The organism is Bradyrhizobium sp. NDS-1, from assembly GCF_032918005.1.
In the GTDB taxonomy this organism is placed as follows: domain Bacteria; phylum Pseudomonadota; class Alphaproteobacteria; order Rhizobiales; family Xanthobacteraceae; genus Bradyrhizobium; species Bradyrhizobium tunisiense.
Genome location: NZ_CP136628.1, coordinates 6184166 through 6209903, shown reverse-complemented (window position 1 = coordinate 6209903; position 25738 = coordinate 6184166). Strand labels below are relative to the sequence as shown.

Sequence of the window (25738 nt, the reverse complement as noted above, 5' to 3'; positions counted from 1 at the left end):
GATGAGAATTACCGGTTAATCGTCCCTATGATGTGTCCCTGAAGTGATCCGCGTGCGAGCCGTTCGACGTGACCATTTGGCAGTTGACCAGCGGCTCGGGGCGCTGTCCCGGACGGTCATCATCGTCGCCGGTGCGATCGGTCTTGGTCTCGCCAGTCCGTCCCCGTGTCGCGCCCAGACCGAACCGGTGCCCTCGCTCAACGACTATCTTCCACCGAGCGAGCAGGAGGTCACGCGCGACGAATGGCGGAAGCGGATCGATGACGCGCGGCGTCGGGCCAAGGAAGTCTCGCGCGAGCGGCGCGAGCATCCCGAGCTCTACAAGCCGATTTCGGAGGATCCGGACCTCGTCGCGACCGAACGTCTGCTCCGCGACGACAGCCTGCAACGAGGCGATATCGTCACGACCAAGAAGGGCATGTTCGTCTACCAGGGGCGATCCGACCAGCCGCGCCGCGATCAGGACTTCGTGCCGGTCAATCCGAAATCGGTGCGCTGAGATTCAGTACCGCCGCAAGTTCTCGTTTGAATTTGGGGGCGGTCACCTTCGTGGTCTCGAGCAGCAGCGACTTGCCTTGCGGCGTTGCCTGCACGTAGGCCGCGATCAGCAGCGGCTCGTAACGGGAGCGATTGGCCAGCGCGGAGCGGATCTTGCCTCTCCAACACTTAAACCTTGGACCGATTGCGTGTGGGCTCGTTGCACCGTTGACCGGCGCGATCAGCGTCAGCGGGTGGCCTTGACCGGGTGACCGAAGACGCGGGCGGCTCGGGCGGCAACAAGGCCAAAGCGAGCGCCTGAGCCAAAGAGATAGCCGGCCTGGAGAGCGATGACCGCGAATACCGCGCCTTTCAGGCTACCGAGGACGGTGAGATCGACCATCACGCCGACCGGGATGGCGGCGAGCATCATGACGAAGGTCAGTGGCAGTAGCACCAGGACGCGAAAGCGTTGGCCCAGCGCGGCCCCTGCCAAAAAGCTGAAAATCAAAAGCGAGACCATCCGAAACACTCCGTGCTCCGGACCCTAGGTTCCCCACCCTGAAAAGACCCTTAAGTTGTATGACTAAATTGCGCTTATTGGCCGCAAATTGTCAGCAGCAATGAAAGGCTTCTCGCGGCCCATTCAAGAGCACCGTTCCTTTGTCTCGCCGGTGCTTCTCTTGTCGGCAACAGACAACGAAGCGTCGTCTGCCATTTTCCGGCGGCAAGGGCCTAAACCTCATCGCGCGATAGCACCGCAGCCATCAGGACCTTCGGATGGCTCTGCGGCGGGCGAGGCCCCGGATCAAGGCCAGAGCACATCAATCTTTGCCTTCGACGCGCAACGGGCAATCAAGCCGGCGAAGTCCGGGGCGGACTGACCAGTGTCGGCCGTCTTCATGATAGGAGGGAACCTGCCGAACATCAGAAGACGGCCGGACACCGCTTAACAAACCAGCCCTAGCAGAAGACGACGAAGCCGCGCCTAGCCGCATCGCAGCCCTGACTTGGGCGATTTGCGCGCCGACTGGACACACGAAACACAACAAATAGTCACAAAGGGCTGAATTGACAGCCAAACAGTGGCCTACGGGCAACAGCGGCTGATGGATCGCCACCCAACCACTCTGGAACGCTTGTCGCACTGCCCGCGCCGCCGTACCAATTTACGTCAGCTGAGGAGCCTCGGACGCGATTCATGTCATCTGTTGTTGCCAAGACCTATGTATTAAGGCCCGTGTTTCTGGCCGTCGCTTTGGCGCTTGGAGCGTGCTCAACCAATCCCGGCTCCGGTCCGCTGACCGATGACGTTAACAACAAGATTCAGACTGAAAACGCGCCGGCTTACGAGCTGGTGCCGCTCAATCCGGCTACCGTAAAGATTCTGCACACCCACGAACCCAAGGGGCTCGCCGGTGCGTTCACGGACAAGCGGCCGCCGGCCAGCATCGTGTTCGGGATCGGTGACGTCGTCAGCGTTACCATCTTCGAAGCCGCCGCAGGCGGTCTGTTCATCCCGGCGGAAGCCGGCGTTCGCCCGGGCAACTATGTGACGATCCCGGATCAGACGGTCGACAATGACGGCTTCATCACCGTTCCCTATGCCGGCCAGATCAAGGCGGCGGGTCTGACGGCAGTCCAAATCCAGCGCTCGATCATCGAGAAGATCGGTAACCGCGCGATCGAACCGCAGGCGGTGGTTTCGATGTCCTCGCAGCGGACCCAACTGATCAGCGTGCTCGGCGAAGTCAATTCGCCGGCGCGTTATCCGGCGAGCGCGGCGGGCGCGAAGGATCGCGTGCTCGATGCGATCACGCGCGCCGGCGGCATCAAGGGCCAGGGCTTCGAGACCTGGGTCATGCTGGAGCGTGGTGGACGCCGGGCCACCGTGCCGTTCGAAAATCTCGTGATGGCGCCCGAGAACAACGTCTATGTTCGCCCCGACGACAGCATCTACGTCTATCGCGAGCAGCAGAAATTCATGGCGTTCGGCGCCAGCGGACAGAGCGGCGAGTTCAACTTCGATGCCTGGCGCATCAACCTCGGCGAAGCCGTCGGCAAGTCCGGTGGTCTCCTCGATGGTCAGGCCGATCCGGCTGCCGTGTATCTCTATCGCCGCGAGCCGCGCGACGTTGCTGCCCAACTCGGCATCGACGTGAGCAAGTACACGACCGAGACGATCCCGGTCATCTTCAACGTCAACTTCCGCGATCCGGGCGGCTTCTTCCTGGCCACCAAGGTCATGATGAAGAACGGCGACATCATCTATGTCTCGAACTCGCGCAACGTCGAAGTCTCCAAGTTCCTGAGCTACATGCGGGTGATCATGGCGACCGGCAGCGATGCCGTGAACCTCTCCAACGACGCCCTGATCTTCCGCAACAACGTCAAGCTGGCGCCGTAAGGCGCCGACTTGATCGACCAAACGCGATGGCACCGGGGCTTTATTGGCGTATTGCGCGGTTGGATTCGAATAGTCATCTTGGAGTGAAGGGAGCTTTACGAATGTTCAAAACGGTTGCGCCGCTCAGCGTTTTGGCGATGGTCGCTTCCTTCGCGGCGGTCAGTGGTGCAAACGCCGGCATCCCGATAGCCGGCGCGACGGCGCTGCTGGCAGGCAATGGCCAGACGATGCCCGTCACCTTCTGGGCACAGCCCTATCCCGAACGTTATGTGCCGCGGCGCCGCTGCCCGATCGTCCGTGTGGAGACACCCTACGGCTGGTACTTCGATCGCGTCTGCGCGCCGACGGGACCGGTGCTTCGCAGGGCTTACTGATCCGCCTCATTGATTAGATCGGACTCAATTCAGGAAGCAGTCGTGCGAGCTACACGGCTGCTTTATTAGTTCATAGTGTCAGCTTTGCTTTTTGAAGCAGGCGATCATCTCTTTCACCATAAAGTGGCCGACACATCACCGGACGCCTGCCGAGGCTGCGTATAGCGCAACGGACCTCAATTGAAGTCTCTTCCGCACCTCAGTTTCGGGTGCGACAGAGATCAAATGCTCTCACCGCACCGACTTTTATGAGCAGGCGCACTAGCCGATGCTGCCTCGAGCCGTCGCCTTAGCTCGGACTGGCAGCATCATGGCGACTGCTTTGACCGATTTCCTACGTCTACTAGTCGCGCTGCATTAGTCCCGCTAGCTGCCGGATGCTGGTCCAGATAATTCTGGGGGCCTGGTCGAGAAGCCGTAAAGCTCCGGATTTCCAAATCTGGAAAGGGGTGTTCAACTACAGGAACACCGAGGATATTTTGGGAATGTTGGTCGAAGCGACCATGTTCGTTTTTTTTGGAATTTTATGAATGCGCAAGTTAGCTGTATCAATTGGGCCCGTTTTCGCGGTCGCTCTCGCAGTCGCGGCATTTTGGCCGGCGCGACACGCAGATGCGGAGCGGTTCGGCGACAGTGTTTATGAGACGATCTGGTTCTGGCGTATCCCGGCTTACACCAGTAATCCAGCCTGGCGCGTGCAGTGGAGCTGGAGCGATCCTCTTCGCGCACAAGCGAGATGCTGTCGGGCGCCTTCACAGTCAGGTCTTGCCCCAGGAAGAGATTTGCAGATTGCGCCAGGAACAAAACAACCGATTGCACGGTTGGAGGCTACGTAAGAGTCAGCCACGGGTTGTGCGCGTCTTAGGCGTGATCGTCGGTACTTTCAGCAGAGTTCAGGACTTGCCGCGGTTAGCGAGCAGCGGTCAGCTACGCCGCTACTGCATCCAGCCATGTCATTCGACGCAGACTTCGACACACCGACACCGAGCAGGAGGCTTTATCTAGTCAACCCTTGCTCGCGGAGTCGATGGCCGCTGGAGATTTCTCCCAATTTACTAAATCTATTCTTCGTCTTTGTTATTCACTTTAAGCTTAACCAGAAACCTAATCTTCGATTTACAGTCCCAACGATCGGTTTACCTTCCTTGAAGTCGATTCAAGGACGCTCACTATGCGCCGCCTAAGGTTCACACCGTATTTCATCACCATTATGGCGACGTCGAGCCTTGGTGTGATGGCGGACGATAGGGAGCTTGGTAAGCAACGGTCGAGTTCAATCGTTCCGGACGTGAGGGTTGAATGCTCGCTGACCGGAAACACTGGCCAACCATTCGATCCCCCAACGACATCCACGATACCGCAGACGGAAGCATTCGTTGCCGGGAAACATTTCAAAGAGAACATCACGCCGGGCGCGCGAGTGAAGATTTCGTGGCTTGGCGCAACTTTTGCGCGCCGGTTTGCCGTCAAGGTGGAAGCGAGCACGGACGATGCATCCCTGCAAGCCTACGTATTGAGGAGCCCCGCAAGTGACACAGAGATCATAGGAGAACTGAACGCGCGCAATGAGACCAAGCTCGGGGATGTCTGGTGCCTGTTGTCGCTGCAGGGGAATGGAGAAAGCGGGGCCTTGCAGATTGACTCTCGCCCGAACGTTTTTTTTGTCCGAGATGGTAGGGGTGATCTTGGGGTTGTTGACGCGATATGGGCGGGTGCGGGTTGGGAAATCGGAGCCAGTCCGATCGGAGACCAGCGGAAATGGCCTCGTGGCGCACGGATATTCGCTCGCTGACCAGAGGGCTTCTCGACCGGGGCGACGCGCCCGTCTTCGGGCTTGAAGACCATCCGTTGCTGAGGCCGAGAGCCCGAATGGCCGTGCCAATTCACAGAAGGTCGGCAGCCCTGATGGCGCGAAGCGTGTCGTTGAACGGCATGACGTTCAGAGCTGAGTTCGCTTGCCTAGAGAATATGTGAAGCAACGGAAGCGAAAGCGACCAGCTGCAGTGGAGAGCGATGCTTAGATACTCAACTTGGCAGTCCGTCTCAGGATTCGCACCTCAAGCTCAGCTTCCCTAGTTCAGACCAAGTGGAGACCTCCTCAAAAAGACCGCGTCTAGACGCTTGATTGCAAACTCCCGCTTTGGCAGAGTTTGGACGTTAAGGCACAACAACTTGAGGGCAACATGCCAAAATTGCTGGCTGCCACCGCTCTGACCGTTTCGCTGATGTTTGTTTCCGGCGCCGCCCATTGCGGCGTCTATCCACTTGGGGATGAGCCATACCGGCTCGATTGGGGCTACGATCCGGAAATCCAGTCAGGGTGCTGGAAATGGAATTGGCAGCTCCAGCAATTCCAGAACTATTGCCTCGTGTATGTACACCCCAAGGCCTATATGTACCCCCGTGCCAGGGCGGTAGTCGTCCGCGCCAAGGGCTAACACGCAATGAGCGGCGTCTTGCGAAGGCGCCGCTCCGACCTGCCAATCAATAGTTCTCGATCGTGCAGGCGATCTGGCTGTGTTTGCCGAAATTCAGCAGGGCATTTCCCCGGAAGCCGTCGACCCACACGCCGCGACCCGCATAACGATAGCCGACGCCCATCGGGATCATGCGGACGTGCAAGCCGCCGGAGTGGCCGGTCCGCAGCGACGCCGTCACCACCTCACCGGCGATAGATACCGCGATCGGGCACAGCGGATATTGCCTGCCGTTCTCACAGGTAAAGACGAGCTCCGAGCAGCCGCCGACCGCGGCTGGCGACGCCCGCAGGGCCATGTCGGCGGCGGCGGCCGGGCGAGATGCTGCGGCCAGAAGCAGGCCAAAAGCCACCGTCGCAATAAGCTTGCTTGATAGATTGCGCATCGCCGCTCCAAAATGGGTAAATAATGTCCTGCAAAAGAGCAAAAAGCGGCGGCAACGTCAAACCCGCAAGTGGGATTGGCCGACTGCTTCGCACGAGATATCTCGTCCGTTGCAATCCTGCATCGGTTGCCCTCTCGTCAGGGACACGCGCCGCATCCGATCCGGGTCCCTGCTCGGCAGGGCGCCGGCCTTGGAAAATTTGGCAAAGCCTCTCGACCTACGGCGGCTTGAGCCCAAGCTCGCAGCTATTCGAGAAATCCAAATTTCCTGCCATTCTCCGGGAGAATGCAGGCCGTTTTATCCGCGCTCGAGGGGCAGCGCAGCGTCATCCGCGAGAAGATCAACCAGCTGGGATCGCAGATCGTCGGCGCCGAAGCCCAGGTCAAGGCGTACACCGATCAGATTTCCTCGGTTCAAGCCGAGGCGGAGAACATCAGGCCGCTGGTCGAGAAGGGGCTGATTGCGCGGCCCCGCATCCTGCAGCTCGAGCGCACCGCCTACGGTCTCGACGGTCAGATCGCCGACGCCAACGCCAATATCGCCAAGGCGCGTCAGGCGATCGCCGAGCAGCAGCAGCAGATCGCGCAGCTCGACAACGACCGGATGGCCGACATCACCAAGGACCTGCGGGACACCCAGGCCAAGCTGCTCGAGGTGATCCCCAAGGCCATGAACGCCAAGGCCGTGCTCGGCCGGATGGAGATCCGCTCGCCCTATGCCGGCCGCGTGGTCGGGCTCGCCGTGTTCTCTGTGGGCGGCGTCATTCAGCGCGGCGAGAAGATCCTCGACGTGGTGCCGGTGCGGGACGGGTTGACCATCGAGGCGCAAATCGCAGTCGAGGACATCAGTGACGTCCGCCCGAACATGGCGGCCGAGGTTCACCTGACGGCCTACAAGCAGCGCATCATCCCGATCATTCACGGCGAGGTCACCCAGATCTCGGCCGACCGGCTGACTGACCCGAAGACCAACAATCCCTATTACACGGCGTTCGTTCGCATCGACGAGGCCGAGCTTGCGGCGATGCCCAACGTCAAGCTCTATCCGGGTATGCCGGCCACCGTGATGATCCCGACGGTGCAACGCACGGCGTTCGAGTATATCGTCGGTCCGCTGATCATGTCGTTCAACCAGTCGTTCCGTCAAAAGTAGTTGTTCGCGGGCTGATGCTGCCAGGCCATTCCAACCGCCGGCCGAGCAAAGACAGTGAGCTTCGAGTATCAGGCCGGGTAGCGAGGGGAATGGCCCGTCCCGTCGTCTTGCTCGCGAGTCTCGCGCTTCTCGCCGGGTGCGGCGCCGCTCGGCAGATCATCCTTGAAGAGACTGCCGATGTGGTCGCGCCGATCAGCCTGTCAGAAGCGCTGGCGCATTGCCGCAATGGCTTCCCCGACCAGATCGTAGAGGCGGTGCCGCGGGCCGAGTGCATCGTCAAGGCCACCGAGAGCGCGGTGCGGCCTGGCCTGCCCTATCCCGAACTGCTTGACCGAGAAAACGGGCTTCGCAAATCCCTCGCCGAACAAGTGCGGACCGGTACAATGTCGTTGCTCGAACGGAATGCTCAGCTTTCGAAGTTGCACAAGGCGCTGATTGCCGAGGAGGAGGCGCGGCTCAGCGCCGCGCCCGAGGCGAGGCCGAAGAGTCCCCGGGCCGTCATCGAATGGAGGGCGTCCAACCCCGACGCCTGCGGCGGACTTGGCGGCAATACCGCGAACTGCTTCTAAGATGCGCGAAAGGGATGCGGCCATGACAGGGCTCTTTGGCCCAAGAGTCAGATTGTGCCGCCGAGCAATCGGGAGTTGTTGTCGCCATGATCGTGCTCGGAAACAGCTGGGCGCGCTCTGGATGTCGCGACCTCGCTTCGACCCTTGATCTGCTGGAGGCGGGCTTCCTTGCCGCGACGGGATCTTTCGCTCCGGCATGGTCTGAACGGGAGTGTTACAAAAATGCCTCGGTTGCCGGAATTCCATCGATGCGGCTCCCGCTTTACCGGCCAACAGCCCCTCCCAGTAGTCTTCCGTACCGGCATGCGGTTGACCGGTCTCAGGTCACCGTGACAACTTGCCGCTCGGGCGTTGCGGGTGGCTCAGGGTGATTCGACCACGGGCAAGTGCGGGTGTGCGGTTCACGCTTGTTTTCAGGAGGAAAGCGGGCGGTTAACGCTTGCTTAGCAACCAGTCCTGAAACTCGAGTATCGATTCGACCATAGACAGCCATCGCGCCGCAAGGGGCAGACAAGCGGGTTTTGAGAATGATGACTGGCCGGTGCTCACCCCTGACGATCTGTTTGATTCGCGGATTTCTTTTGGTGCTCCTCATCCTTCCGTTCAGCGCTCAAGCCAAGGCGGATGGATTCGAAGGGCCGACCTTTCGGAAGGGCCTTTGGCACTTCGTGCGAACGTTGGACATGGTTGCTCATCGCAAGACCAAGCAGAGGCTCCTCGAGCGAGAAATGACCGCTTGCGTTGATCCCACATTGTCGATGAAGGCGACATTCTCTTCTCCTTCCGTTGGCAGATGCGTGTCCGCCAGACCCGAACGGCGGGACAACCAGTACACCTTTGCAAATCGCTGCGATTACATGGGCCCCGTCAGTACCGTGATCACGGTGCATAGCGAGGAGGCCTATACCGAGAAGAACGAGGTGAACGAAGGTCAGATGCCGAGGGTCGAGTTGGTCGTGGCGCACCGGATCGGCGATTGTGATGGGGGCGAAGAACAGCGACCGACAGCCAAGACGCTCTCGCACTAAATACCGCATCTGGCAGTGTAGAATCGGCCTGCTTCGAAGCCTGGTTGCTCAGCGCCTGCCGGACAGGGGCTTGCGCCTCCCCGCAAGACGCGGAAATATGACGCGTCTGTGCGCGAGGTGGCTTTGCGGTTGCTGATCGGGATTGCATGTTCGGCGGGTCTGTATGCGCTGGCTGACATAGCCGCGGCGCAAGGACCGCAATTGCCCGGTCAACAATCCAGCCCGGCGGACCAGATCAAAGTCGAGACATTGCAGACGATCAGGCGTTCCGACGGTTACGGAATAGCCAGTTTCGTCCTGTTCAACGGTAGCGATAGCAAGATCGAATCGGTCGAGCTGGCGTGCTGGACGGATAATGACCCGGAGCGCCGGACCACGGTTTTGGTGTGGGCCAACGGGGCGATCTCCGCGCAGATGAGCCAGCAGTTCAGGAACGTCAATATCGGCATGGTCGGGATGAACTCGCGAAGCGAGTGTGAAGTGACGCGGGTGAACTGAGCACTGGTCCCGGGCCTGCCGAAGACGCGAAGCTCGGACCGTCAGCCCTTTTGAAGAGCGGCACCTCAGATCTTCTGCTGAGTGCCCGTCCCGGCAACATTCACTGTAATCTTCTGAATTTCGGTCCGGCCTTCGGAGTATTTGATTTCGATGGTCAGCGCATCGCTGCCTACGAAATCCGGCGGCGACTTATAGAATGCGATGTAGGCGGGCACTTCGAGCGCGAGGCAGGCCTTGTAGTTCGTCGCTTTGACTTTGCCCGTCTTGACAACGACCTTCCCGGACGCCGGAGGAGTGGCCAGGCGGATCGTCGGCAGGGGGCCGGAGGTGCAATCGGGTTTGACGTTGACGTACAGTCCGATTTGCGTGTCCTTGTTCGGCAGCGCCTTGAATGTCCGTTCGACGGTCTGGACCGGCATTTCGCGATCTTGAGCCGCAGCTGCCTGCGTGCCGAGAGGCCCCGCCAGCAGGGCGACCACCAATAGCCGTCTCATCCTGTGCTCCACCCGCCGCCTGCCGGATTGGGACGACGTGCCAAATTGGGAAATCTGAGCATTTTTGCAACGCGGCGGCGCCATGTTGTTCTCTTTACCACATCTTGATCGAAAGTATTGATTAACCAAAGAGTTTTCTTGACCCTCTCCAGGGTTAACAATACCCTAAAGTTAGACTTTTCGGCAAATTTGCCAGCTTTTTTTACTTTCACGTTCTGTGGCGGAGAGATTTCCATGAACGAGCAATTTCGGGTTGCGCAGGTCACTGGCCCTGGAAATTCCAACAACGCTTCGCCACCCCGCATCTTCAAGCTCACCAAACCGTTCGCAGACCAGGCGGTCGTGTTGAACCTTGGATACGATCAAAAAGTCCAGGTCGATTTCTCCGCCATCGCCAACGAGAAGATCACGCTCATCCACGTTGGTGAAAAGCTGATCATTCTTTTCGACAACCGGTCCACGGTCACCGTCGAGCCGTTCTTCGATTCGCGGCACGATCAGCTCGGCAATCTGACGATCGAGGTTGGGCCCGGCCGCGTGCTCACCGTCGCCGAATTCGCCAGCGCCTTCCCGATCATCAGCGATCCGACGGCTGCTTCGGCCGTTTTGCCGGCCGCGGGCGATTCGCTCGGCCAGAATAACGCGCAGGGCAGCGGTGCGAATTTCAGCCCGTTCTCGATCGATCCCCTTCCTCCCATCCCCAGCAACAACCTGGCGCCCCAGGAAGAGCTGCCCGGATTCCAGATCCAGCTGCCGACCGGTTTCATCCCGCAGACGCCAGTGCCTCCAGCACCCACGATTGCGCTCGGCACGCTGCCGGGCTTGATTGTCGACGAGAGCTTCTTGACCGCCGCGACCAACGGCGTCGATGGTACTCTGGCTGGCCTGGCAAGCACTACGGTGAGCGGATTGTTGCCCGTGACGCTGAACGTGCCGGGTGGCGTTCAGTCGTTGACCTTCGCGCTGTCGGTGAGCTCGCCGGGCGTAGACTCCGGTCTGATCGACTCGGCGACGGGACAGCACGTTTTGCTGTCGGTCAGTGCTGGCGGTGTCGTGGAAGGACGGACCGCTGGTGGCGGCGACCTGGTGTTCACTGTCTCTGTGGATGCAGCGGGCAACGTCACTCTGACCGAATTGCGTGCCGTGCACGAATTGATCCCGGGTGATCTCAACGAAGGGATTTCATTGCCGGCCGGACTGGTCACGATCACTGCGATCGTCACCGACAACAGCAATCAAACGTCCAGCGCGCAAACCGATGTTGGTTCGCATCTGACTTTCCTGGACGATGGGCCGGCGGTGACGGCGGTTGTGAACGCGCAGGCGCAAGTGGTGCTGGACGAAGGCAACACCAATGCGGGCTCGCCGCCGGTGAGCACGCCGGCGACGATCGCGCTGCCGGTCGGCTATACGGCGGGCGACGACCTCAATGTCGGCGGCACGGGCTACATCTCGCAGGCGTCGAGCGGTGGCGCGCTGGTGACGGTCACCCCGGCGTTCGGGGCGGACGGCGCGGCGGCCGGCGGCGGCATCGGCTATGCGTTCTCGGCGGTGGCCGGCGCATCGGGCGTGACGCTGACGGACGGCACGCAGGTCAACCTGGTGCAGATCTCCTCGACGCTGGTGCTTGGCGTGGTGGCTGGCCAGCCGACCACGGTTGCGTTCGCGATCTCGATGGACGGCACGACGGGCGCGGTCACGGTCGAGCAGTACCTGTCGCTGCGCAACCCGACCGGGGGAGCGAGCTATGACGAGACGACGAGCCTGACCAACGGCGCGCTGTCGGTGATCGTGACGGTGACGGACGGCGACAACGACACCGCCCCGTCGAGCGCGGTGAACGTCGGCAGCCAGATCGTGTTCCACGACGACGGTCCGGCGGTGACGGCGGTTGTGAACGCGCAGGCGCAAGTGGTGCTGGACGAAGGCAACACCAATGCGGGCTCGCCGCCGGTGAGCACGCCGGCGACGATCGCGCTGCCGGTCGGCTATACGGCGGGCGACGACCTCAATGTCGGCGGCACGGGCTACATCTCGCAGGCATCGAGCGGTGGCGCGCTGGTGACGGTCACCCCGGCGTTCGGGGCGGACGGCGCGGCGGCCGGCGGCGGCATCGGCTATGCGTTCTCGGCGGTGGCCGGCGCATCGGGCGTGACGCTGACGGACGGCACGCAGGTCAACCTGGTGCAGATCTCCTCGACGCTGGTGCTTGGCGTGGTGGCTGGCCAGCCGACCACGGTTGCGTTCGCGATCTCGATGGACGGCACGACGGGCGCGGTCACGGTCGAGCAGTACCTGTCGCTGCGCAACCCGACCGGGGGAGCGAGCTATGACGAGACGACGAGCCTGACCAACGGCGCGCTGTCGGTGATCGTGACGGTGACGGACGGCGACAACGACACCGCCTCGTCGAGCGCGGTGAACGTCGGCAGCCAGATCGTGTTCCACGACGACGGTCCGGCGGTGACGGCGGTTGTGAACGCGCAGGCGCAGGTGGTGCTGGACGAAGGCAACACCAATGCGGGCTCGCCGCCGGTGAGCACGCCGGCGACGATCGCGCTGCCGGTCGGCTATACGGCGGGCGACGACCTCAATGTCGGCGGCACGGGCTACATCTCGCAGGCGTCGAGCGGTGGCGCGCTGGTGACGGTCACCCCGGCGTTCGGGGCGGACGGCGCGGCGGCCGGCGGCGGCATCGGCTATGCGTTCTCGGCGGTGGCCGGCGCATCGGGCGTGACGCTGACGGACGGCACGCAGGTCAACCTGGTGCAGATCTCCTCGACGCTGGTGCTTGGCGTGGTGGCTGGCCAGCCGACCACGGTTGCGTTCGCGATCTCGATGGACGGCACGACGGGCGCGGTCACGGTCGAGCAGTACCTGTCGCTGCGCAACCCGACCGGGGGAGCGAGCTATGACGAGACGACGAGCCTGACCAACGGCGCGCTGTCGGTGATCGTGACGGTGACGGACGGCGACAACGACACCGCCCCGTCGAGCGCGGTGAACGTCGGCAGCCAGATCGTGTTCCACGACGACGGTCCGGCGGTGACGGCGGTTGTGAACGCGCAGGCGCAGGTGGTGCTGGACGAAGGCAACACCAATGCGGGCTCGCCGCCGGTGAGCACGCCGGCGACGATCGCGCTGCCGGTCGGCTATACGGCGGGCGACGACCTCAATGTCGGCGGCACGGGCTACATCTCGCAGGCGTCGAGCGGTGGCGCGCTGGTGACGGTCACCCCGGCGTTCGGGGCGGACGGCGCGGCGGCCGGCGGCGGCATCGGCTATGCGTTCTCGGCGGTGGCCGGCGCATCGGGCGTGACGCTGACGGACGGCACGCAGGTCAACCTGGTGCAGATCTCCTCGACGCTGGTGCTTGGCGTGGTGGCTGGCCAGCCGACCACGGTTGCGTTCGCGATCTCGATGGACGGCACGACGGGCGCGGTCACGGTCGAGCAGTACCTGTCGCTGCGCAACCCGACCGGGGGAGCGAGCTATGACGAGACGACGAGCCTGACCAACGGCGCGCTGTCGGTGATCGTGACGGTGACGGACGGCGACAACGACACCGCCCCGTCGAGCGCGGTGAACGTCGGCAGCCAGATCGTGTTCCACGACGACGGTCCGGCGGTGACGGCGGTTGTGAACGCGCAGGCGCAAGTGGTGCTGGACGAAGGCAACACCAATGCGGGCTCGCCGCCGGTGAGCACGCCGGCGACGATCGCGCTGCCGGTCGGCTATACGGCGGGCGACGACCTCAATGTCGGCGGCACGGGCTACATCTCGCAGGCATCGAGCGGTGGCGCGCTGGTGACGGTCACCCCGGCGTTCGGGGCGGACGGCGCGGCGGCCGGCGGCGGCATCGGCTATGCGTTCTCGGCGGTGGCCGGCGCATCGGGCGTGACGCTGACGGACGGCACGCAGGTCAACCTGGTGCAGATCTCCTCGACGCTGGTGCTTGGCGTGGTGGCTGGCCAGCCGACCACGGTTGCGTTCGCGATCTCGATGGACGGCACGACGGGCGCGGTCACGGTCGAGCAGTACCTGTCGCTGCGCAACCCGACCGGGGGAGCGAGCTATGACGAGACGACGAGCCTGACCAACGGCGCGCTGTCGGTGATCGTGACGGTGACGGACGGCGACAACGACACCGCCTCGTCGAGCGCGGTGAACGTCGGCAGCCAGATCGTGTTCCACGACGACGGTCCGGCGGTGACGGCGGTTGTGAACGCGCAGGCGCAGGTGGTGCTGGACGAAGGCAACACCAATGCGGGCTCGCCGCCGGTGAGCACGCCGGCGACGATCGCGCTGCCGGTCGGCTATACGGCGGGCGACGACCTCAATGTCGGCGGCACGGGCTACATCTCGCAGGCGTCGAGCGGTGGCGCGCTGGTGACGGTCACCCCGGCGTTCGGGGCGGACGGCGCGGCGGCCGGCGGCGGCATCGGCTATGCGTTCTCGGCGGTGGCCGGCGCATCGGGCGTGACGCTGACGGACGGCACGCAGGTCAACCTGGTGCAGATCTCCTCGACGCTGGTGCTTGGCGTGGTGGCTGGCCAGCCGACCACGGTTGCGTTCGCGATCTCGATGGACGGCACGACGGGCGCGGTCACGGTCGAGCAGTACCTGTCGCTGCGCAACCCGACCGGGGGAGCGAGCTATGACGAGACGACGAGCCTGACCAACGGCGCGCTGTCGGTGATCGTGACGGTGACGGACGGCGACAACGACACCGCCTCGTCGAGCGCGGTGAACGTCGGCAGCCAGATCGTGTTCCACGACGACGGTCCGGCGGTGACGGCGGTTGTGAACGCGCAGGCGCAGGTGGTGCTGGACGAAGGCAACACCAATGCGGGCTCGCCGCCGGTGAGCACGCCGGCGACGATCGCGCTGCCGGTCGGCTATACGGCGGGCGACGACCTCAATGTCGGCGGCACGGGCTACATCTCGCAGGCATCGAGCGGTGGCGCGCTGGTGACGGTCACCCCGGCGTTCGGGGCGGACGGCGCGGCGGCCGGCGGCGGCATCGGCTATGCGTTCTCGGCGGTGGCCGGCGCATCGGGCGTGACGCTGACGGACGGCACGCAGGTCAACCTGGTGCAGATCTCCTCGACGCTGGTGCTTGGCGTGGTGGCTGGCCAGCCGACCACGGTTGCGTTCGCGATCTCGATGGACGGCACGACGGGCGCGGTCACGGTCGAGCAGTACCTGTCGCTGCGCAACCCGACCGGGGGAGCGAGCTATGACGAGACGACGAGCCTGACCAACGGCGCGCTGTCGGTGATCGTGACGGTGACGGACGGCGACAACGACACCGCCCCGTCGAGCGCGGTGAACGTCGGCAGCCAGATCGTGTTCCACGACGACGGTCCGGCGGTGACGGCGGTTGTGAACGCGCAGGCGCAGGTGGTGCTGGACGAAGGCAACACCAATGCGGGCTCGCCGCCGGTGAGCACGCCGGCGACGATCGCGCTGCCGGTCGGCTATACGGCGGGCGACGACCTCAATGTCGGCGGCACGGGCTACATCTCGCAGGCATCGAGCGGTGGCGCGCTGGTGACGGTCACCCCGGCGTTCGGGGCGGACGGCGCGGCGGCCGGCGGCGGCATCGGCTATGCGTTCTCGGCGGTGGCCGGCGCATCGGGCGTGACGCTGACGGACGGCACGCAGGTCAACCTGGTGCAGATCTCCTCGACGCTGGTGCTTGGCGTGGTGGCTGGCCAGCCGACCACGGTTGCGTTCGCGATCTCGATGGACGGCACGACGGGCGCGGTCACGGTCGAGCAGTACCTGTCGCTGCGCAACCCGACCGGGGGAGCGAGCTATGACGAGACGACGAGCCTGACCAACGGCGCGCTGTCGGTGATCGTGACGGTGACGGACGGCGACAACGACACCGCCCCGTCGAGCGCGGTGAACGTCGGCAGCCAGATCGTGTTCCACGACGACGGTCCGGCGGTGACGGCGGTTGTGAACGCGCAGGCGCAGGTGGTGCTGGACGAAGGCAACACCAATGCGGGCTCGCCGCCGGTGAGCACGCCGGCGACGATCGCGCTGCCGGTCGGCTATACGGCGGGCGACGACCTCAATGTCGGCGGCACGGGCTACATCTCGCAGGCATCGAGCGGTGGCGCGCTGGTGACGGTCACCCCGGCGTTCGGGGCGGACGGCGCGGCGGCCGGCGGCGGCATCGGCTATGCGTTCTCGGCGGTGGCCGGCGCATCGGGCGTGACGCTGACGGACGGCACGCAGGTCAACCTGGTGCAGATCTCCTCGACGCTGGTGCTTGGCGTGGTGGCTGGCCAGCCGACCACGGTTGCGTTCGCGATCTCGATGGACGGCACGACGGGCGCGGTCACGGTCGAGCAGTACCTGTCGCTGCGCAACCCGACCGGGGGAGCGAGCTATGACGAGACGACGAGCCTGACCAACGGCGCGCTGTCGGTGATCGTGACGGTGACGGACGGCGACAACGACACCGCCTCGTCGAGCGCGGTGAACGTCGGCAGCCAGATCGTGTTCCACGACGACGGTCCGGCGGTGACGGCGGTTGTGAACGCGCAGGCGCAGGTGGTGCTGGACGAAGGCAACACCAATGCGGGCTCGCCGCCGGTGAGCACGCCGGCGACGATCGCGCTGCCGGTCGGCTATACGGCGGGCGACGACCTCAATGTCGGCGGCACGGGCTACATCTCGCAGGCGTCGAGCGGTGGCGCGCTGGTGACGGTCACCCCGGCGTTCGGGGCGGACGGCGCGGCGGCCGGCGGCGGCATCGGCTATGCGTTCTCGGCGGTGGCCGGCGCATCGGGCGTGACGCTGACGGACGGCACGCAGGTCAACCTGGTGCAGATCTCCTCGACGCTGGTGCTTGGCGTGGTGGCTGGCCAGCCGACCACGGTTGCGTTCGCGATCTCGATGGACGGCACGACGGGCGCGGTCACGGTCGAGCAGTACCTGTCGCTGCGCAACCCGACCGGGGGAGCGAGCTATGACGAGACGACGAGCCTGACCAACGGCGCGCTGTCGGTGATCGTGACGGTGACGGACGGCGACAACGACACCGCCCCGTCGAGCGCGGTGAACGTCGGCAGCCAGATCGTGTTCCACGACGACGGTCCGGCGGTGACGGCGGTTGTGAACGCGCAGGCGCAGGTGGTGCTGGACGAAGGCAACACCAATGCGGGCTCGCCGCCGGTGAGCACGCCGGCGACGATCGCGCTGCCGGTCGGCTATACGGCGGGCGACGACCTCAATGTCGGCGGCACGGGCTACATCTCGCAGGCGTCGAGCGGTGGCGCGCTGGTGACGGTCACCCCGGCGTTCGGGGCGGACGGCGCGGCGGCCGGCGGCGGCATCGGCTATGCGTTCTCGGCGGTGGCCGGCGCATCGGGCGTGACGCTGACGGACGGCACGCAGGTCAACCTGGTGCAGATCTCCTCGACGCTGGTGCTTGGCGTGGTGGCTGGCCAGCCGACCACGGTTGCGTTCGCGATCTCGATGGACGGCACGACGGGCGCGGTCACGGTCGAGCAGTACCTGTCGCTGCGCAACCCGACCGGGGGAGCGAGCTATGACGAGACGACGAGCCTGACCAACGGCGCGCTGTCGGTGATCGTGACGGTGACGGACGGCGACAACGACACCGCCCCGTCGAGCGCGGTGAACGTCGGCAGCCAGATCGTGTTCCACGACGACGGTCCGGCATTCACTATTGTCAATGACGGCAACGACGGCATCGTCAGCCTTTCGACCTTCAATCCGACAACGACAACCACCTACACCGGCCAGTTCGCAGACTGGTTGTACGGTGCCGACGGGTACAGCAATGTTACGGCAACGGGAGCAAACGTTCAGGTTTCTTCCTATTCCGCTTCACAAATCGTGCTCAACTTGTATGACGGAACGAATGTCGTTGCCGAACTGACGCTGAATGCCGACGGCACCGATTCCCTGGAGGTATTACACCGGGCAGGTACGACGACCTTTACCTCAGTTGCCACCAGCCAAGCACAGGCCGGAGGTCCGTCAAATTCGCTGATCGTGGATTTGGGGGCCGCCACCAATTTCAACATCCTTGTGTACGGCGACGACGGCGATGCGCCTTTGAATGATTCGGGCAATGATCTGGTCAATCCGAGTAATCAAGGCTGGGCGGTGAAAGGAAATCAGGGTCAAACCATCGACCAAGACGAATCCATACTTTTCAAGTTTGTCGATGACAGCAACAATGCGACGCCGCACAGCATCGACGACTTCAGGTTCAAAGCTGACGGCTATACAAGCGGTATGACGCAGGCTTCGATCACCATCAAAGTCTACCTCGATGCCAACCTGACGACCTACGATCAAGTCACAATCGATACGACAGCCGGCCAACTGATTCAAATCAGCCAGCTCGACTGGTCTGTCAGTACCGGGACGGGTGATTATCACCTTGGCGATGCCATTTACGGTGTCAGCGTTCTCTCTAGTTCCACCAATGGCGGCGGTTTCCGCCTGAATGGGGTTGAGGTCGGGACGCAATCCACGACTCCGCCGCCAGATCTCGATTTCAATAATATCCAGCTGACGATTACCGATGGCGACGGCGACACCAAGGTACAAACATTCAACATTCATCTCGATGGAGATACAGGGAATCTCCTGACGACTGAGGCTATCGCCGGGACGTCGGGCGCCGACAACCTATTCGGCACGGCTGGCAATAATGTTCTGATTGGCGGTCCTGGAAACGATACTCTGACTGGCAGTGGAGGGAACGACCTCTTCATTCTGAAGAGCACCGCCGCTGCTAACGGCCACGATATCATCACCGACTTCAACGCCGGTGACAGCATCGTCGTTGACGTTGCCAATCTGAACCTGAGCATCAGCAATGCGCAACTTGCTACGTTCACGCAGGTGACGGACGCCAATCAGGCGACGTCATGGAATGGGAGCACGAACCAGTTCCTGTTCAATACTCAACACAACGAGCTCTGGTATTCCGCCAATGGAACGGCGGCGGCCGCTGTTGATCTTGCGCAGATGAGCACCGGTGTACCCGCGCCGACCGCGATCCACATAGCCTAGCGCGCAGTTTGCGTGAACGATGAACCGCCGGCGATATTCTCGCCGGCGGTTTTGTTTCATCTCAAAGCAACAATGGCAGGGTCCCGAGCGCGCCCGCGCCACCCGCATTCGCCGGCTCGGCGCCCAGCCATTGGGATCCCGTCGCTGTCGCGGCCGGCGTGGCCGACATTTCTGCGCCGTTTGGCTGCGCCTTCGCATAAGGCTTCGCGAACAGCTGCACCCCGTCGTGATTGATGGCGAACAGCGGCGTGAAGTTCAACTCGCCATTGTCTTCCCGGAGGCTTGACCATCGATTGTCGAGGATCAGCCAGCGGCCGTCGAGACGCGCTGCGAGGACCGCATGGTCCTGCCGGACCGCGCGGTCACGGACGAGGAGCACACGCATGTCGGCTTCCCGGAAGCCGGCTTCGCGCAGTGCGACATATTTGGCGATCGCATAATCCTCGCAATCGCCCTTCGCGCTTGCAAAGGTGGCCAGCGGCGTGCTCCAGCGGTCGAGCTCCCTGAATTGAATGACATCGCTCACATAGCGGATCGCGGTGTTGACGCCGAGATTGACCTCTTCGAGCTGCGCACGTCCGGATTTCGCTTTGGTCGCGGCGATGAGCCGAAGAAACTGGGCGGCATGAGCCGGGCAGGAGACAGCGTCGGAGCGGCAGCGCTCGACCACGATCTTCTCCTGGGCAAGGTCCGTTTCCACGCCGCGCCATTTGCGCCACAGCAGGCTCTCCGGTGCGCGGAATGCGGAAAGCCCAAACGGCTCGTTGCCAACGGACGGGCCGTCGGAGGAAGGGCCGCCGTCTGTCGCTGCGTCGGTGAGCGTCGTCTCGTGCGGCGTCAAGGTCGCCAGGCGAAGTGCTTTCGGTCCCCGGCCGCGCTCGCGATCGAGCTTCGCAAGGACCGCGTTGATGGTGAAGAATGTCGCCGGAGCCTGCATGGCCTCCGGGGTGGGCAGAGTGACCTCGGCAGCGGATTCCTGCCGATTCCCGACCTCTGCAGCAAACGCGGTCTGGTCCGCGATGCCATCGAGGGAAATCAGCACGACTGCCGCAAACGCGAGCGTGCGCTGCCGTCCAAAACGCGACTTCATCGACCGTCCCCATATTCCGGGACGTCAGCCAGCGTCTTTGCGCGCTTGGTCTTTCATCCCGACCTGTTATGGACGCAGCATGCGCGGTCGGGCGCTTAAGGCGGGTTAAGCTGGGGGAAGAGGCCTAGAGAATGAGCTGGCACGCTAAACAGCGCCTATCCGGAGAAGCTAAATCCTGGAACTGAAAATTTATGATTGATTAAGCAACCCGGTCACGAGCACGCCAGTTAGTGCTCGCGCAGGGCCTCGTCCCGCAGGATGCGGACCGGCTTCAGGATGTAATCCAGCACGCTCTTCTTGCCCGTCAGAATTTCGACCGTCGTGACCATGCCGGGAATGATCGGAAGCGGACTTTGCTCTGTGCCGAGGTGATTGGTGTTCGTGCGTACCATGACGCGATAATACGTCTCCGGCCGCTGAGCCGCCTCGCCCTTGTCGTCGAGGATGGTGTCCGCGCTGATCCGTTCCACCTTGCCATTCAGATGGCCGTAGACGGACGAGTCGTAAGCGGAGATCTTGACGACCGCATCCTGGCCCGGCCGGATGAACGCGATGTCCTGCGGTCTTACCTTGCTTTCCACCAGGAGGGTGTCGTCGAGAGGAACGATGTCCATCAAGTTGGCCCCGGGCTGAACCACAGCGCCGATCGTCGTCACGTTCAGCTTGTTGACGATGCCGCGGACCGGGGAGCGCAGATCGGTTCTGCGTACTCTGTCCTGAGCAGACTTGATGTTTTCGTCAAGGACGGCGAGGTCGGTTCGCGACTTGGCGAGGTCCTCGTCCGCCTGAGCGCGGAAGGTCGATCCGATGTTCGCGATCTTCGATCTTGCTTCGGCCATCTGGCCCTTGGCTTCGGCTGATTGACGCTCCAGTCGAAGCATTTCGATTTCAGGAACAACTCTTTGTTCATACAGCCTGCGCGTCAGGGTCAACTCGCGCTCGAGCAGCGCCGTTGTTTGGGTCAACCGGCCAATTTGCTGGTTGAGAACGTCAACGTCCTGGGCGACTTTTTGTGCGCGTGTCTTGAACACACTCCTCTCGGTGGCGGCCGACGCCGGTGCGAGCTCCTCGGTCTGATCGGGAAAAACGAGCTCCGTGCGTCCGTTGGCCTCGGCGCTCAGACGCGCCACGCGGGCGGCCACGGCGGCCCGACGCTCTCTTATCTCCCCGAACTCCGATGCAAACTTGGTATCGTCAATTCGCATCAGGGATTGACCCTGCTGCACCACTGCGCCCTCCTGGACCAGCAGGTCGCCAACAATTCCGCCCTCGAGCGACTGTACCACCTGAATCTGTCGTGACGGGACGACCTTGCCGTTCCCCCGCTTGACCTCTTCCAGCACGGCGAAATGCGCCCAGACAATGAACGTGGCAAATAGAGCGAGAAACGCCCACAACAGCATTCGCGACGTCTTGGGCGTTCTCAACCGGACGGCCGCGCGAATGTCGTTGGCGTAGGCAAAATCAGATGACATTGGATCTCTGCACAACTGGGGTGGTTTGCGCGGGCTTGGGCGCCGCGGCCGCAGGCTGGGGGGCGGGCGGCTTGCCCTGCAGCAGGCTCAGGACCTTGTCGCGCGGTCCATCTGCGACCAGACGACCATTGTCGAACAACAACAGGCGATCGACCATTCCGAGCAGCGACAGACGGTGTGTCGAAATGATGATGGTCATCCCGTCGTCGAGCGCTCTCAGCCGATCGAGAAATTCGCTTTCGCTCCGCACGTCGAAATGCGCGGTGGGTTCGTCCAGAAACAAGATCCTGGGTTTGCGGATCAGGACGCGGGCCAGTCCGATGGCTTGTTTTTGGCCGCCCGACAGGCTTCGGCCGCCTTCGGAGATCGGCATGTCGTAGCCCATCGGGTGTCCCGCGATGAAGCTCTCCACCCCGGCGAGGCGTGCTGCCGCCAGCACTTCCTCATCTGTCGCGGCCGGATAGCCCAGCGTGATGTTGTCGCGCAACTTGCCAAAGAAGAGGTCGGTGTCTTGCATGGAAAAACCGATTCCGGAACGCAAATCGGCAGGGTCGTATTGGCGCGAATCGACATCGTCGACGAGAATGCGGCCTTCTTGGGCCTCATAGAAGTTGAGCAACAGGCGCCCTACAGTGGTCTTGCCTGAGCCAACCCGGCCGATGATCCCAACTCGTTCGCCGCGTCCGATCTTGAACGTGACTCGGTCGAGCGCCTTGCCGGGAGCATTGGGATAGGTGAACGAGATATTCTCGAAGCTGACGGTCCCGTTTTCTATCTTCCGCGCGACATAGGTCCGTTCCGGAGAGCGCTCTCGTTCGAGCGTCATGATCCGATCGATCGACTTTAGCGCCGTGAAGGTTTGTGTGCCGCGCATGATCACCGACGCGACGCCCGCGATTGGCGAAAGCACTCGACCAGCAAGCATATTTGCCGCGACCAATGCGCCGACCGTCAGGCTGCCGTTCATGATCAGGAAGACACCGATCACAATCAGCAGCAGACTGGTCAGCATTTGTGCCGAATTTGCTGCGGTAAGCGCCAGCGACGACCAGAAGTGAACAGCTTCGCCAGAACGGGCCGTCGCGGCCACCGAACGTTCCCACGCGGTTTGCATTCGCGCCTCGCCGCCTGTCGCCCGGACGGTTTCCAGTCCCGTGAGAGACTCGACGAGCACACCGTGCCGGGCCGCTGACTCCGCTTGCAGCCGCTTCATCGCCCGATTGAGCGGTCGTTGCAGTCCGATGCCGATCCCGATCATCACAGGCAGCATGAGCAGCGGCACCCAGGCCAGCGGACCGGCGACCACGAACAGTACGCCGATGAAGAGCACCGCAAAGAGTAAGTCGGTGGCTGAGACCACGCTTCCCGACGTGAAGAATTCGCGAACAGAGTCGAAGTCACGGAGCTGATTGGCAATGATACCGACCGATGCGGGCCTCTGCGCCATCTTCACGGCCATGACATGTTCGAAGATGTTGGCCGCAAGGACAACGTCGATGGTCTTGCCGGTCACATCGATCATCTTGCTCCTGACCATACGCAGGATCAGATCGAATAGGATTGCCAGGCCCATTCCGATGGAAAGAGCAATGAGTGAAGGGATTGCTCCATTGGGAATGACCCTGTCATAGACGCTCATCGTGAAGAGTGGCATGGCAAGCGCCAAGATATTGATGAGCAGGGCCGATAGAGCGATGTGGCCGTAGTTTCGCCAGTGAGCCCTCACGACCGACCAGAACCAGTGATGTCGGGGCAGATCACCGGCGGCAAGGGCCCGGGGGTCTGATTCCGCGGAGGCCCGAACAAGAAAGGCGTAGCCGGTATATCCGTCCCCGATGTCATCCAAAGAAATGATTTTTGGTGCATAGGGCCGATCCGATGGATCTAGCACCCTGATGCTCCGCTTGGCTTCATCGACGCCCAGCAGTATCAGCGCTGTCCCGTTCTTCATGATGAGGACGGCTGGAAGAACGAGAGGCGGAATGTCCGCTACGTCTCGTTGAACGGCCTCAGTTTCCAGGCTGGCGCGACGCGCAGCGCGTTCGAAAAGGGAGACCGTCAGGCGACCGTCCGTGATCGGCAGTCCGCCGAGCAACGCATCGCGCGTGACCGCCCGGCCATGGTGCGCCGCCAGGAAGACAAGCGAGTCCGTTAGGGGGTCGACGTCCCGCTCGCGGGCGGCGGTTTGAGCTGACGAGGTTGGTTCTTCGGGCGTATCAACAAGGCGCGCGCGATGATCAACCGGATGCTTTGTCTGGTAAAACAAGCTGTTATACCTTAATCAAATTGGCGAAACCGGCCCAGAAAAACGCAGTCATGATACGACAGTTCACCGGCTAATACATTCCAGCATTTTGACTTAGATGATTAACGATTAATACCTGTCCCGCTTCGAATGATACCCGTGAGATAACGGTGGCCAGCTGGACCTGTTTCCAAATGAAAAGCCGCCCGGAAGGGCGGCTTTCGCGACTTGATGGCTCTATGTGCTATTTCGGTTGAGGCGAAAACGCCGTCAGGAGCCAGTGTGGCTTCGTCTCTTTCGCATATGCAGTCCGCTGGTCGCCTTCCAGCACAACCGGACTACCCTTGGGCTCTCGTTGCGCCAGCCACTCTGATGCGCCGACAATCTTGGCCGCGGATGCCGTCTTGGTGGTGTCGCCCGACCAGCGTTCACTGAAAGCTTGGGACGCGGTAGCCGGCGCTGCCGCCGACAGGCGGACAGGGGCTGCGGCAGGGGGCTGGACCGGGACATGAAGGGGTTCGGATCCAGTCTGGGGAAGCGTCCAACGGAAATTCGGTGCGCTGTAGTTGGGCAGGCCAAACAGATTCAAGTCTGTGGGGGCGGCATCCACCGGGGGAGGCGCCTTGAGGTACTCAATGAGTGTTCCCATGGCCGCCAGCAATTGATAATCCGCAAAAACGACCACGGCCCGTGCCGACGTCAGCGACACCGAGGCGTTGAAGAACTGGTTCTGCGCGTTCAGCAGGTCGATTAGGGAGCGCTGCCCCAGTTCATATTCCTTCTGGAAGGCAGCAATGGTCTTCCTGTCCGCCTGCAGCTGATTGCTCAAGGCGGAAATGCGGGTCTGGGTTATGGTACGGGCGTTCCAAGCCTTGTCGATCGATTCATTGGCATCGCGCTGCAGCCGAGCATGCCGCATCGTGGCCTCGGTAAAGCGTTCTGCCTTCTCGGTTCGGTTCCACGCATCTTGGCCGCCGCGGAAGATGTCCCAAGACATCACCACTTTGCCGCTATAATCCTCATGCGTAACAGAACGCGCCCCTGGACTGCTCACGTAAGGAAATGAGTTGTCGTAGTGTGTGGCCCTTCCTTCCAGGTAGAACTTGGGGGCGAAAAGACCGTCCGTGCTCTTGAACGCATGCTTGGCCGCATCCGCGTCGGATTGGGCCGCGGTAATCGTTGAATTGAACCGCAGAGCAACGGCAAGGGACTCGTCGCGGCTTCCTGGCATGCCCCGCAAGGGCCCCGGGAATCGCAAGTTATACGGCTCAAGGCCGACGACCTTACGGTACTTTGCCCGCGCGTCCTCGAGGCTGCGGCGGAATTCCGCCAACGCGGCCCGGGCGTTTTCAACACGCTCTCTGGACTGCTCAAGATCACCTTCGCCGGCGCGGCCGCCGGAGAAGCGGGAGTTCACATTCGCGAAGATCTTGTCGTGGTTTGCAACGTTCTGCTCGCCGAGACTCACAAGGCGCATGTAGCGCACGACATCGACGTAGGCCTCGGCGGCATCGAGTGCGATGAGCTCGGTTCGTTCCTTGACGCGGGCGGCGGCGGCATTCACGCGAGCCGTCTGGCGCCAGACTTCGTGGATCGAGGTAAAACCGTCAAAAAGCAGCTGCCGAACGACCACCGATTCCTGACTGCCATTTCGCCAAGGCCCCGAACCCGTGGTGGGAACGGCTAAGTTGGGTGCGATGAAACCCGGCGATTGGTCGAACTTTTCCGGGCCGTAGCTGGCGTCAATGCGCACCTGCGGCAAAAGCGTGCTTTGCGTTTGCCGCAGCTCACTTTGGGTTGCCCGGCGATTTGCCGAGGCTTCTCCGACGCCCGGGTTTGTCTGCATTGCCTGGCGCAAGGCATCATTAATGGAAAATTGCTCCGCCAAAACGGGGGTTGTGGTCAAGAAAAGGCCTGCGAGGGCCAAATATACCGGCTTCATAATACTGCCCTACCCCAAATTACCAGAAATTCCCGGTAACGGCTGAAACTAACAAG

18 protein-coding genes are annotated in these 25738 nt (G+C 62.5%); 10 read left to right on the top strand and 8 right to left on the bottom strand.

What is annotated here, in order from left to right:
• Positions 1-76: 76 nt before the first annotated feature.
• The gene (locus tag RX330_RS28930; protein WP_317240744.1) at positions 77-499 is read left to right on the top strand and encodes a hypothetical protein; all 423 of its coding nucleotides are present in this window, start codon (positions 77-79) and stop codon (positions 497-499) included.
• A gap of 225 nt (positions 500-724) precedes the next feature.
• Here RX330_RS28930 and RX330_RS28925 read toward each other — a convergent pair whose 3' ends face one another.
• A complete protein-coding gene (locus RX330_RS28925) occupies positions 725-1000 on the bottom strand; it encodes a hypothetical protein (RefSeq protein WP_317240743.1) in 276 nt (91 codons plus the stop codon).
• Between the two features lie 678 nt (positions 1001-1678).
• Here RX330_RS28925 and RX330_RS28920 point away from each other — a divergent pair.
• The 4 genes from RX330_RS28920 (at position 1679) to RX330_RS28905 (ending at position 5696) form a co-directional block, all read left to right on the top strand.
• Positions 1679-2884 (top strand): polysaccharide biosynthesis/export family protein, encoded by a 1206-nt coding sequence (locus RX330_RS28920; RefSeq protein ID WP_317240742.1) that lies wholly within the window; start codon positions 1679-1681, stop codon positions 2882-2884.
• 101 nt (positions 2885-2985) lie between these two features.
• On the top strand, positions 2986-3258 hold the full coding sequence (locus RX330_RS28915; protein WP_212092659.1) for a hypothetical protein: 273 nt from the start codon (positions 2986-2988) through the stop codon (positions 3256-3258).
• Positions 3259-4429: 1171 nt separating this feature from the next.
• Positions 4430-5050, top strand: coding sequence for a hypothetical protein (locus RX330_RS28910; RefSeq protein ID WP_249154018.1), 621 nt, complete (start codon positions 4430-4432; stop codon positions 5048-5050).
• 391 nt (positions 5051-5441) lie between these two features.
• Positions 5442-5696, top strand: coding sequence for a hypothetical protein (locus RX330_RS28905; RefSeq protein ID WP_317240741.1), 255 nt, complete (start codon positions 5442-5444; stop codon positions 5694-5696).
• 46 nt (positions 5697-5742) lie between these two features.
• Here the strand turns inward: RX330_RS28905 and RX330_RS28900 are convergent, their stop codons facing one another.
• Positions 5743-6120 carry a hypothetical protein gene (locus RX330_RS28900; RefSeq protein WP_317240740.1) on the bottom strand — a complete coding sequence of 126 codons (378 nt, stop codon included), beginning with the start codon at positions 6118-6120 and terminating at the stop codon, positions 5743-5745.
• Between the two features lie 285 nt (positions 6121-6405).
• Here RX330_RS28900 and RX330_RS28895 point away from each other — a divergent pair, with 285 nt between their 5' ends.
• The 4 genes from RX330_RS28895 (at position 6406) to RX330_RS28880 (ending at position 9367) form a co-directional block, all read left to right on the top strand.
• Positions 6406-7272 carry an HlyD family type I secretion periplasmic adaptor subunit gene (locus RX330_RS28895; protein ID WP_317240738.1) on the top strand — a complete coding sequence of 289 codons (867 nt, stop codon included), beginning with the start codon at positions 6406-6408 and terminating at the stop codon, positions 7270-7272.
• Positions 7273-7361: 89 nt separating this feature from the next.
• A complete protein-coding gene (locus RX330_RS28890; protein ID WP_317240736.1) occupies positions 7362-7841 on the top strand; it encodes a hypothetical protein in 480 nt (159 codons plus the stop codon).
• A 527-nt stretch (positions 7842-8368) separates the two neighbouring features.
• The gene (locus RX330_RS28885; protein WP_317240735.1) at positions 8369-8869 is read left to right on the top strand and encodes a hypothetical protein; all 501 of its coding nucleotides are present in this window, start codon (positions 8369-8371) and stop codon (positions 8867-8869) included.
• A gap of 123 nt (positions 8870-8992) precedes the next feature.
• The gene (locus RX330_RS28880) at positions 8993-9367 is read left to right on the top strand and encodes a hypothetical protein (RefSeq protein WP_317240734.1); all 375 of its coding nucleotides are present in this window, start codon (positions 8993-8995) and stop codon (positions 9365-9367) included.
• 65 nt (positions 9368-9432) lie between these two features.
• Here the strand turns inward: RX330_RS28880 and RX330_RS28875 are convergent, their stop codons facing one another.
• Both RX330_RS28875 and RX330_RS28870 read right to left on the bottom strand, forming a co-directional pair.
• A complete protein-coding gene (locus RX330_RS28875; protein ID WP_212092651.1) occupies positions 9433-9861 on the bottom strand; it encodes a hypothetical protein in 429 nt (142 codons plus the stop codon).
• Positions 9858-10097 carry a hypothetical protein gene (locus RX330_RS28870; RefSeq protein ID WP_317240733.1) on the bottom strand — a complete coding sequence of 80 codons (240 nt, stop codon included), beginning with the start codon at positions 10095-10097 and terminating at the stop codon, positions 9858-9860. The genes RX330_RS28875 and RX330_RS28870 overlap by 4 nt, the downstream gene beginning before the upstream one ends.
• Here RX330_RS28870 and RX330_RS28865 point away from each other — a divergent pair.
• On the top strand, positions 10096-18930 hold the full coding sequence (locus tag RX330_RS28865) for a DUF5801 repeats-in-toxin domain-containing protein (protein ID WP_317240732.1): 8835 nt from the start codon (positions 10096-10098) through the stop codon (positions 18928-18930). The genes RX330_RS28870 and RX330_RS28865 overlap by 2 nt on opposite strands.
• 61 nt (positions 18931-18991) lie before the next feature.
• Here the strand turns inward: RX330_RS28865 and RX330_RS28860 are convergent, their stop codons facing one another.
• The 4 genes from RX330_RS28860 to RX330_RS28845 form a co-directional block, all read right to left on the bottom strand.
• Positions 18992-20020, bottom strand: a complete 1029-nt coding sequence (locus tag RX330_RS28860) for a transglutaminase-like cysteine peptidase (RefSeq protein ID WP_317240731.1) — start codon at positions 20018-20020, stop codon at positions 18992-18994.
• Between the two features lie 227 nt (positions 20021-20247).
• Positions 20248-21495 (bottom strand): HlyD family type I secretion periplasmic adaptor subunit, encoded by a 1248-nt coding sequence (locus RX330_RS28855; protein ID WP_317240730.1) that lies wholly within the window; start codon positions 21493-21495, stop codon positions 20248-20250.
• Complete coding sequence (locus tag RX330_RS28850) at positions 21485-23761, bottom strand: type I secretion system permease/ATPase (RefSeq protein ID WP_375847652.1); 2277 nt, start codon at positions 23759-23761, stop codon at positions 21485-21487. Before RX330_RS28850 ends, RX330_RS28855 begins: the two co-directional genes overlap by 11 nt.
• Before the next feature lie 223 nt (positions 23762-23984).
• Positions 23985-25682, bottom strand: a complete 1698-nt coding sequence (locus tag RX330_RS28845; protein WP_317240729.1) for a TolC family outer membrane protein — start codon at positions 25680-25682, stop codon at positions 23985-23987.
• Between the last annotated feature and the right edge of the window lie 56 nt (positions 25683-25738).

Coding starts and splice junctions, on each gene's coding strand:
- RX330_RS28860 (WP_317240731.1), bottom strand. CDS start 20,020: ATGAAGTCGCGTTTTGGACGGCAGCGCACGCTCGCGTTTGCGGCAGTC.
- RX330_RS28875 (WP_212092651.1), bottom strand. CDS start 9,861: ATGAGACGGCTATTGGTGGTCGCCCTGCTGGCGGGGCCTCTCGGCACG.
- RX330_RS28905 (WP_317240741.1), top strand. CDS start 5,442: ATGCCAAAATTGCTGGCTGCCACCGCTCTGACCGTTTCGCTGATGTTT.
- RX330_RS28915 (WP_212092659.1), top strand. CDS start 2,986: ATGTTCAAAACGGTTGCGCCGCTCAGCGTTTTGGCGATGGTCGCTTCC.
- RX330_RS28895 (WP_317240738.1), top strand. CDS start 6,406: ATGCAGGCCGTTTTATCCGCGCTCGAGGGGCAGCGCAGCGTCATCCGC.
- RX330_RS28890 (WP_317240736.1), top strand. CDS start 7,362: ATGGCCCGTCCCGTCGTCTTGCTCGCGAGTCTCGCGCTTCTCGCCGGG.
- RX330_RS28855 (WP_317240730.1), bottom strand. CDS start 21,495: ATGTCATCTGATTTTGCCTACGCCAACGACATTCGCGCGGCCGTCCGG.
- RX330_RS28870 (WP_317240733.1), bottom strand. CDS start 10,097: ATGGAAATCTCTCCGCCACAGAACGTGAAAGTAAAAAAAGCTGGCAAA.
- RX330_RS28845 (WP_317240729.1), bottom strand. CDS start 25,682: ATGAAGCCGGTATATTTGGCCCTCGCAGGCCTTTTCTTGACCACAACC.
- RX330_RS28910 (WP_249154018.1), top strand. CDS start 4,430: ATGCGCCGCCTAAGGTTCACACCGTATTTCATCACCATTATGGCGACG.
- RX330_RS28925 (WP_317240743.1), bottom strand. CDS start 1,000: ATGGTCTCGCTTTTGATTTTCAGCTTTTTGGCAGGGGCCGCGCTGGGC.
- RX330_RS28900 (WP_317240740.1), bottom strand. CDS start 6,120: ATGCGCAATCTATCAAGCAAGCTTATTGCGACGGTGGCTTTTGGCCTG.
- RX330_RS28865 (WP_317240732.1), top strand. CDS start 10,096: ATGAACGAGCAATTTCGGGTTGCGCAGGTCACTGGCCCTGGAAATTCC.
- RX330_RS28885 (WP_317240735.1), top strand. CDS start 8,369: ATGATGACTGGCCGGTGCTCACCCCTGACGATCTGTTTGATTCGCGGA.
- RX330_RS28920 (WP_317240742.1), top strand. CDS start 1,679: ATGTCATCTGTTGTTGCCAAGACCTATGTATTAAGGCCCGTGTTTCTG.